We start from the raw sequence: 7,613 nt of genomic DNA, 5'->3' as shown, positions 1-7,613 counted from the left end.
CAGCAGCCAGAACGACCGCCAGTAACTTTTTCATCGGTAAATCTCCTCCTAAATTCGTGATCTTTTGATTTTGTTTTTTCAGGGTCGCCTCTCCAGCCTTACCTGACAGTCAAATTATAGCCTGTGCCATGAGAAGGAATCAATTGGCTTTGTAACCGTTTTGTAACTATTTTTGTAAATTGCACCAAACGGGACTAAAATTTTGGCGTTTGGTACAGAAAATAACAATAAATATGCACAAACGGTGATGGAATTATGGAGATTTTGTGATAAATTTGTATCAACTTTGTGGAGGAAATTCCTCACAGCGTCACGGTGAAGGAGGTGCCCTCCGTTTCGCCGCTTTCCACGGTGATCTCGCCCCCGTGCAGCGCCACGATGCGGCGTGCCAGCGCCAGCCCGACCCCGTGTCCGGACTCCCCGCCGCCGTTGCCCGCGCGGTAAAAGGGCTCGAAAACGCGGGGCAGGTCGGCGGGCAGAATGGGCGCGCCCCCGTTCCGGATGACGAACCGAACGCGGCCCTCCCGCTCGCACAGCGACGCTTCGATCGTCCCGCCCGCGGGGGAATACTTGACCGCGTTGTCCACGAGGTTGCCCCACACGTGCGCGAGCAGCGGGCCGTAGCCCCGCGCCTTCGCGTCTCCGAGCGAAAGGGCGAGCGTAAGCTCCTTTTCCCGCCAGCGGGGCTCGCGCGCGGTGAACGCACGGCGCACCTGCTCGGCGACGTCGACCGTCTCCGGGGGCTGCTCCGGGCGCCCGGCGTCCAGGCGGGAGAGCAGCAGCAGACTGTCGGCCAGCCCTGCCATCTCCTCGACCTCGCTGCGGATAATCTGGGCGAACTCCCGGTTCTGCTCGGGGTGGAGGTTTTTTTCGAGCAGCTGGGCGTAGCCGCCGATCGTCGCCAGCGGCGCCTTGAGCTCGTGGAAGAACACCGGCAGCACGTCCCATTCGCGGGAGGTGTCCTCCTCCAGCCTGCGGGCGACCTCGTTGAAATCGCGGGTCAGCTCGCGGAGCTGCGCGCCCGCGGGGAAGCCGGGGACCCGCGCCCGCGCGGACAGGTCGCCCTCCAGGACGCGGCGGACCGCCTCGCCCAGGCGGACGAGCGGGCGGCAGACGCCCGCCAAAAAAACCGCCAGCAGGACGCATCCGGAGAGCAGGGCGCCCGCCAGGAAGGTCCAGGCCGGGTGGAACTCCGCCCAGCGCCCGGACAGCAGGCCGGCGGCCGCGCCGAAAAGGGCGGCCAGCGCCCCGGGGAGCAGCAGGGTCTTCCAACCGACGCGCTTCATCTTACCGCCGCCTTTATGACGCCTTTGTATCCCAGCCCCCGGATGGTGGAGATTTCAAAATCCTCCCGTCCGGCGAACCGGCTGCGCAGCCGGTTGATGTGGACATCCACCGTGCGGGGGCTGGTGTTGGTATCCGTTCCCCACAGCTCGTCCATCAGCTCCTGCCGCGTGAAGATGCGGCCGGGGTAGGAGAGCAGCAGGAAGAGCAGGTAAAATTCCTTCTGCGGCAGGGTGAGGGTCCCGCCGGGGGCGCGCACCTCGAGGCTGGAATAGTCGAGGATGGTGTCCCCGATGCGCAGCTGGCGCGCGTTGCTGATGTTGTAGCGCCGCAGGATCGCGCGGATGCGCAGGACGAGCTCCTCGAGGTCGACCGGCTTGACCATATAGTCGTCCGCCCCGCACTCAAAGAGGCGCTTTTTATCCTCGAAGGCGGACTTGGAGGTCATCATGAGCACCGGCGTGGCGATGTAGTGCTCTCGCAGGGCGCGCAGGAGACCCTGCCCGTCGAGATTGGGCATGAGGATGTCGGCCACGATGAGGTCGACCCGCTTCTGGCCGATGATCGAAAGCGCCTCGAACCCGTCCCGCGCGACGAGGGTGTCGAACCCCTCGCTGCGCAGGTAGATGTCTTCGAGCCTGCAGATTTTCCGGTCGTCGTCAACTATCAAAATTGTTGCCATCCGCGCACCCTCCCAGAAATCCAATATAGCAGAAAAAGTGCGATTGTAAAGGACATGGAAGGGATTGGAAAGAAATATTACAGAACGTTCTTCTTATGTTAAATTATTCCTTTTGTGCGTTTACATTGAGTTGATATTTGATGCGAATAAGCGGGTTTCCGTTTACAATATGCAGGATTTTAGTCAACAAAAACCGGCCGCCGGACAGGGCGCCCGACGGCCGGAAAAAAACAAGGGAGCCGCCGCCGGCGGGCTTCCGGATACGCCGAGGGCCGGGGTCCCGCGTCCGCGGGGCCCCGGCCCTTTCCCAGAAATCTATTTCAGATAATTTTCCGGCTCGCGCAGGACCCGTTCGAGGTCCGCGAAGAGCAGGTGGCAGTGGTATCCGTCCGCGGCCGCGTGGTGGGCCTGGATGGTGAAGGGCATCAGCAGCTCCTCCCCCTGCCTCCGGTACCTTCCCCATACGAACATCGGCCGCAGGAAGGAGAGGTTCGATTTCATGTGGAAGGAGAGCCCCGTGTAGGTGAACCACGGAACGCAGGAGAGCAGGACGGAATTTTCCCGGCTCACGGTGCGGGTCCCGTCGCGCTCGAAGCGTTCAAGGTCAGCGGACATCGCGGCGTAGAATTCCGAAAAAGCCGCGCGGTAGGCGGTGTTGAGGCTGTCCATATTCCCGGTGCGCCGGTCCAGAACCGTGTATTCCGCGTGGATCTCGTCGTAATAGCCGGGCCGCCCCTCACCGTCCAGCCCCATTCGGAATTCCCTGTGGCGGTTGACCGCATACAGCACGGCCCAGGAAAAGGCCGGGTAAAACCGCAGCCCGCGCGCCCGGACGTGGGCGTGGAAGGGGGTGACGCAGAGGTCCTGCGTCACGCTGTAGCTGCAGTCGAGGTCCATAAAGTTCTGGAAGGTGTCCTTCCGCTCCCAGCGGTCGAGCTCGATCGGGTGAAACATGCGCGCCTCCTTCATAATCCCTGCGTGTCGTTGGGTTCCCTCCCGATTCTACCACAGGAGGAGGCGCTTGGCTACCCGGGAATCCGGTTCACGGCCTAGCCGCCGATCTGCACCGTCAGGCCGGCGGCGCGGGCGGTCTCGGCGAGCAGCTCCATCCGTTCCTGCGGCGGGGGCAGCAGGTCGGGCAGCAGGTAGCGCCTGCCGAGCCGCTCGTACTTGTCCTGGCCGAGCCGGTGGTAGGGCAGCAGATGCAGCCGCGTGACCCCGGGCAGCGAGGAGGCGAACCGCGCGATCGCAGCGATCTCGGCGGGCGTGTCGTTGAAGGTGGGGACGACCGGCACACGGATGATCAGCGCCTGTCCCGCCGCGGCGATCCGCCGGGCGTTTTCAAGCATCCGCTCGTTGCCCTGGGAGGTGAACCGCCGGTGCTTGGCGCTGTCCATGTGCTTGACGTCCATGAGGAAGAGGTCGAGCCAGGGCAGGATCTCCCGCTCGATCACCGCAAAATCCGCGAAGGCGGTGGATTCCAGCGCGGTGGTGACGCCCGACTCCTTGGCGATGCGCAGGAGCGCCCCCGCGAACTCCGGCTGGAGCAGCGACTCCCCGCCCGAGAGGGTGAGCCCCCCCTCCGACCGGCGGAAATAGGGCCAGTCCCGCAGGACCTCCTCCATGACCTCCTCGGCGGAAACGTCCCGGCCGATGACCTTCGCCTTGCCGCCGACGGTCATCGTCTCGATCTCATGCAACTGGGACTCGGGGTTGCAGCACCACTGGCAGCGCAGGGCGCAGCCCTTGAGAAAGACGATCGTCCGGATGCCGGGGCCGTCGTGGATGGAATATTTCTGGATGTCGAAGATGCGCCCGGTCCGGCGGCGGTAGTCCGCGTCCATATCGGCGCCTCCTTTCGTTAAAACCCGTGGGTGGTCCGGCTGATGATGTCGTCCTGAAGCGACTTGGAGAGGGTGGTGAAGAGGGCGCTGTAGCCCGCCACCCGGACGACGAGGCTCTTATAGTTTTCGGGGTGGGCCTGTGCGTCGAGCAGCGTTTCGCGGCTGACAACGTTGAACTGCATGTGCATGCCCTTCTGGTCAAAGTAGCCGCGGATGAGGCTGGCGAACTTCTGGAGCCCCTCGATGCCGCTGAGGGCGGAGGGGTGGAATTTCTGGTTGAAGAGGGTGCCGTTGGAGGCGATCATGTGGTCGAGCCGCGCCGCCGAGTTGCAGGCCGCGGTCGGGCCGTGGGTGTCGCGCCCTTGGGCGGGGCCCACGCCGTCGGCGATCGGGGTGTTGGCGAGCCTGCCGTCGGGGGTGGCGCCCGTCTGGGAGCCGAGGGGCACGTTGGCGGAGACGGGGTAGAGCCCCGCCTGGAAGATGCCGCCGCGCGGGTTGCGATAGTTCTGGAGCGGCTTGGTGTAGAGGTAGGCCACCTCGCGCGCGAAGGCGTCCACGCCGGGGACGTCGTTGCCGTATTTGGGCAGCTCGTCGATCCAGTCGAGCAGCTGGTCGTACTTCGCCTTTTCCGCCGGGGAAACCGGTTCCTTCCGGACCGCCTCGCAGATTGCGCGAATCTCCGCCTCGCCCACCGGCTGGCCGGCGGCGGCCATGCCGCCCGCCACCTGGGCCACAAGGTCCTCCGTCTCGCGGGTTCCGAGCCCGCGGCCGAAGTTTTTGCGGAGCGCCTCGCGGTACTCCTCGAGGGTGAGCTTTTTTTCCTCGAAGACGAGCTTTTTCACCGCGAGCAGCGAATCGGTGACGTTCGCGATGCCGAAGCCCTGCGGCCCGGTGAAGTTGTAGACCGCGCCGCCCTCCTGGAGCGATTTGCCGCGCGCGATGCAGTCGTCGATCATGCAGGACTGGAAGGGCAGCGGGCAGCGTTCGGCGTGGGCGCGGTCGATGGCGTTGTCCGCGTTGACCAGCAGGCTGATGCAGTAGTCCATCTGCTGCCGGTAGGCGTCGTAGAACTCGTCGAAGGAGCGCATCTCGGAGATCGGCTTCGTCTCCACGCCGACCAGCTCGCCGCTCTCCCGGCCGCCCGTGAAGACGAGCTCGAGCGGGCGGCACATGTTGAAGAAGGCGGCGTCGTGCCAGCCGTCCGTCTTGCCCGCCTTCTGGGGCTCGACGCAGCCGATGATGTTGTAGGTGCGCGCGTCCTCGACGGTGAGCCCCCGGCTCATGAGGGCGGGGATGATGACCTCGTCGTTGTAGTAGGCGGGCAGGCCCACACCGGTGCGGGTGAGCTTGGCGGCCTTGATGAGGAACTCGTTGGGGGTGCCGTTCCACACCCGCACCGAAAGGGAGGGCGCGGGCAGGCGCACATGCATCGACGCCTCGATGCACATGAAGGAGAGGTCGTTGGTGACGTCGTTGCCCTCGGCGTCCTGGCCGCCGGCAATGAGGTTCTGGAAGAGGCTGTACCCGGCGAAGCCCTCGGCGGAATCCTTGTCGCGGACCTTGTTGAGGTCGTTGAGCTTGACCCAGATGCAGTCGAGCAGCTCCTGAGCGGATTCCCGCGTGATCTTCCCGGCGTCGAGGTCGGCCTTATAGTAAGGATAGATGTACTGGTCGAACCGTCCGGGCGAGATCGAATGCCCGGAGGATTCCGTCTGGAGGAGCATCTGTACGAACCAGAAGGACTGGCACGCCTCGTAGAAGGAGGCCGCGGGCTGTTCAGGCACCCGCGCGCAGACCTCCGAAATGCGCGTGAGCTCGGCGCGCCGCGCCGGGTCGGTCTCCCGCCCGGCCAGCTCGCGCGCGAGGACGGAATAGCGCCGGCCGTACTCCGACGCGGCCTCGCAGCTGAGAATGACCGCCTCAAGGAAGCTGACGCGGGAGGCGTAGTCGGGGTCGCCGAGGCCGCATTCCGCGAGCTGAGCCGCCGCGCGGTCGCGGATGCCCGCGAAGCCGATCTCCAGAACCTCCTCATATTTGACGGTGAAGTGCCCGATGCCGTTGTAGAAGTAGTTGCCGGGGGTGAAGATGTTGTGCTTCATGGCGGTGAGCGTCTCGGGGGCCATGTAGGAGGTGGCCAGCTCGCTGGTCGTCCTGCCCTTCCAGTAGGGCAGGACCTCCCGCAGCCGCCGCTTGGTCTCGTCGGAGATGTAAAAGGGGTCGGCGGAGCGTTTTTCCACCGTGTCGAACTCCTTTTCAAGCCATTCCCACGAGTACTCGGGGAAGACCTGGCAGCCGCGCGGGGCGATGCTGTTGCTCCCGACGATCAGCTCCTCCGGCCGGATGGTGATCGGCAGCTCCCGGCAGATTTTGAGGAACGCCTTGGCGCGCCGGAGGATGACCGGCTCCCCCTCCGTTTCGCGGTAGCTCTCGGTCAGCAGGACCGCCCGGTCCGCCTCGATCACCGGCATCTTCGCGTACAGGTGGCTGATCAGCCGGTCGATGCGCGGGCTTTTTTTAATGTCTTCGTCATAGAATCGTCCCATAATCCCCATGCCGTCCTTTCTGTCGGTTCGCCTATCGTCTGCCGCTGCGCAGATGCGAGCAGCGGCACTTTCTTCCAGTTCACATTTTATCAAAAGCCGCATGTAAACGCCATCTTCGGCGGCGATCTTGATCAGAGACAGGATGTTTTCGCTTTGGCGATCAAAAATGATCGGATATGCGCATTGTTTTCACCAAAAGCTCAAAAAAAACAGGCTCCCGGCCACGGCCGGGAGCCTGTTTTTTTGTTCCGTGGTCTGCGCGCCGCGCGGGGCGGTTCAGCGGAGTGGCTCGTAGTCGATTCGCGAGTCCTCCCCGGTGGCCTCCAGCTTGAAGATGACCGGCCGCAGCCCGTCGTTGCAGCTGCAGATGGCGACGCCCGGCTTGCGGATCCAGTCCCCGTAGTAGAAGAGCCCCTCCCCGGCGCCGTGCGCCAGCGCGAAGGCATACTGGTAGACCGCCTTCCACGCCTCGTCGCACATGCCCTCCGGCTTTGCGTAGTCCGCGTAGAAGACCTGGCCCTCCCGCATCATCGGGCAGGCCGACAGTCCCTCGACGCCGTATTCGGCGGCGAGCTCCCTGTCAAGGGTCGTTTTGAGCACCGTAATCTTCACCTTTTTCATCGGGCAAAACCTCCGTCAATATTCTGGGGCGCGGGATACTTTATATAATAGTATCATAACACGGCCGCCCGCGGAAGGGGAAGGACATCCGCAGGCAGCGCCACAAAAAACAGCCAGTCATTTGACTGGCTGTTTTTTGTGGTACGCCCGATGCGATTCGAACGCACGGCCTTTAGAGTCGGAGTCTAACGCTCTATCCAGCTGAGCTACGGGCGCATGTTGCGGTCCGCTTGGGCCGCTGACGATTATTATACCAACAATTCTTGAAAAAAGCAATTCTTTTATGGATTTTTTCAAGAATTTCGGGCAATAATGAAACCGGCGGCAAAGACTGCCAGAAAAATGTTTTCAACATGCGCGTGTTGAAAAAGTGGAAAAATCGACGAGGGGCGCGGGCGTGGGCCGGTGGAGAAATTGTGGAAAGAATTGTGCGGTAAAAAAACCGTCATTTTCGAGAAAAATCTGCTTGACAGTTTGTCCATTCCATGCTAAACTAAAAGTCCCGCTTGAGGGAAGCGCCCTTGCGGCGGGGAAACAGCACCTTGAAAAATGAACAACGAGAGAAGAGAAACGAGGAACCCAAGACGGAAGTTTTGGGGGAATCACCCTTGAAAAGAATTTGAGTATCTCCGGATACAA

6 protein-coding genes and 1 tRNA gene are annotated in these 7,613 nt (G+C 62.7%); all 7 read right to left on the bottom strand.

All coding sequences use genetic code 11. The features are described 5' to 3' along the window. Positions 1–302 precede the first annotated feature (302 nt). Positions 303–1,286 carry a HAMP domain-containing sensor histidine kinase gene (locus NE609_RS16205; RefSeq protein WP_256153112.1) on the bottom strand — a complete coding sequence of 328 codons (984 nt, stop codon included), beginning with the start codon at positions 1,284–1,286 and terminating at the stop codon, positions 303–305. Beyond that, positions 1,283–1,966, bottom strand: coding sequence for a response regulator transcription factor (locus NE609_RS16200; protein WP_101548152.1), 684 nt, complete (start codon positions 1,964–1,966; stop codon positions 1,283–1,285). Before NE609_RS16200 ends, NE609_RS16205 begins: the two co-directional genes overlap by 4 nt. A gap of 315 nt (positions 1,967–2,281) precedes the next feature. Next, complete coding sequence (locus tag NE609_RS16195; protein WP_256153111.1) at positions 2,282–2,920, bottom strand: CatA-like O-acetyltransferase; 639 nt, start codon at positions 2,918–2,920, stop codon at positions 2,282–2,284. A gap of 95 nt (positions 2,921–3,015) precedes the next feature. After that, positions 3,016–3,810, bottom strand: coding sequence for a glycyl-radical enzyme activating protein (locus tag NE609_RS16190; RefSeq protein ID WP_256153110.1), 795 nt, complete (start codon positions 3,808–3,810; stop codon positions 3,016–3,018). 17 nt (positions 3,811–3,827) lie between these two features. Further along, on the bottom strand, positions 3,828–6,353 hold the full coding sequence (locus NE609_RS16185; protein WP_256153109.1) for a glycyl radical protein: 2,526 nt from the start codon (positions 6,351–6,353) through the stop codon (positions 3,828–3,830). Positions 6,354–6,629: 276 nt separating this feature from the next. Next, the gene (locus NE609_RS16180) at positions 6,630–6,974 is read right to left on the bottom strand and encodes a TIGR04076 family protein (RefSeq protein ID WP_121587108.1); all 345 of its coding nucleotides are present in this window, start codon (positions 6,972–6,974) and stop codon (positions 6,630–6,632) included. Between the two features lie 139 nt (positions 6,975–7,113). Then, positions 7,114–7,190: transfer RNA gene (locus tag NE609_RS16175), tRNA-Arg, on the bottom strand. Positions 7,191–7,613: the final 423 nt, after the last annotated feature.

It is taken from the genome of Anaerotruncus sp. DFI.9.16 (assembly GCF_024461615.1).
Classification (GTDB): Bacteria; Bacillota; Clostridia; order Oscillospirales; family Ruminococcaceae; genus Anaerotruncus; species Anaerotruncus massiliensis.
The sequence above is the reverse complement of the archived record's forward strand: the minus strand, read 5'-3'. Positions and strand labels throughout refer to the sequence as shown.

Bases quoted from the DNA above. Each gene is read 5' to 3' on its own strand.
- NE609_RS16205 (WP_256153112.1), bottom strand. From the start codon at position 1,286: ATGAAGCGCGTCGGTTGGAAGACCCTGCTGCTCCCCGGGGCGCTGGCC.
- NE609_RS16190 (WP_256153110.1), bottom strand. From the start codon at position 3,810: ATGGACGCGGACTACCGCCGCCGGACCGGGCGCATCTTCGACATCCAG.
- NE609_RS16185 (WP_256153109.1), bottom strand. From the start codon at position 6,353: ATGGGACGATTCTATGACGAAGACATTAAAAAAAGCCCGCGCATCGAC.
- NE609_RS16195 (WP_256153111.1), bottom strand. From the start codon at position 2,920: ATGTTTCACCCGATCGAGCTCGACCGCTGGGAGCGGAAGGACACCTTC.
- NE609_RS16200 (WP_101548152.1), bottom strand. From the start codon at position 1,966: ATGGCAACAATTTTGATAGTTGACGACGACCGGAAAATCTGCAGGCTC.
- NE609_RS16180 (WP_121587108.1), bottom strand. From the start codon at position 6,974: ATGAAAAAGGTGAAGATTACGGTGCTCAAAACGACCCTTGACAGGGAG.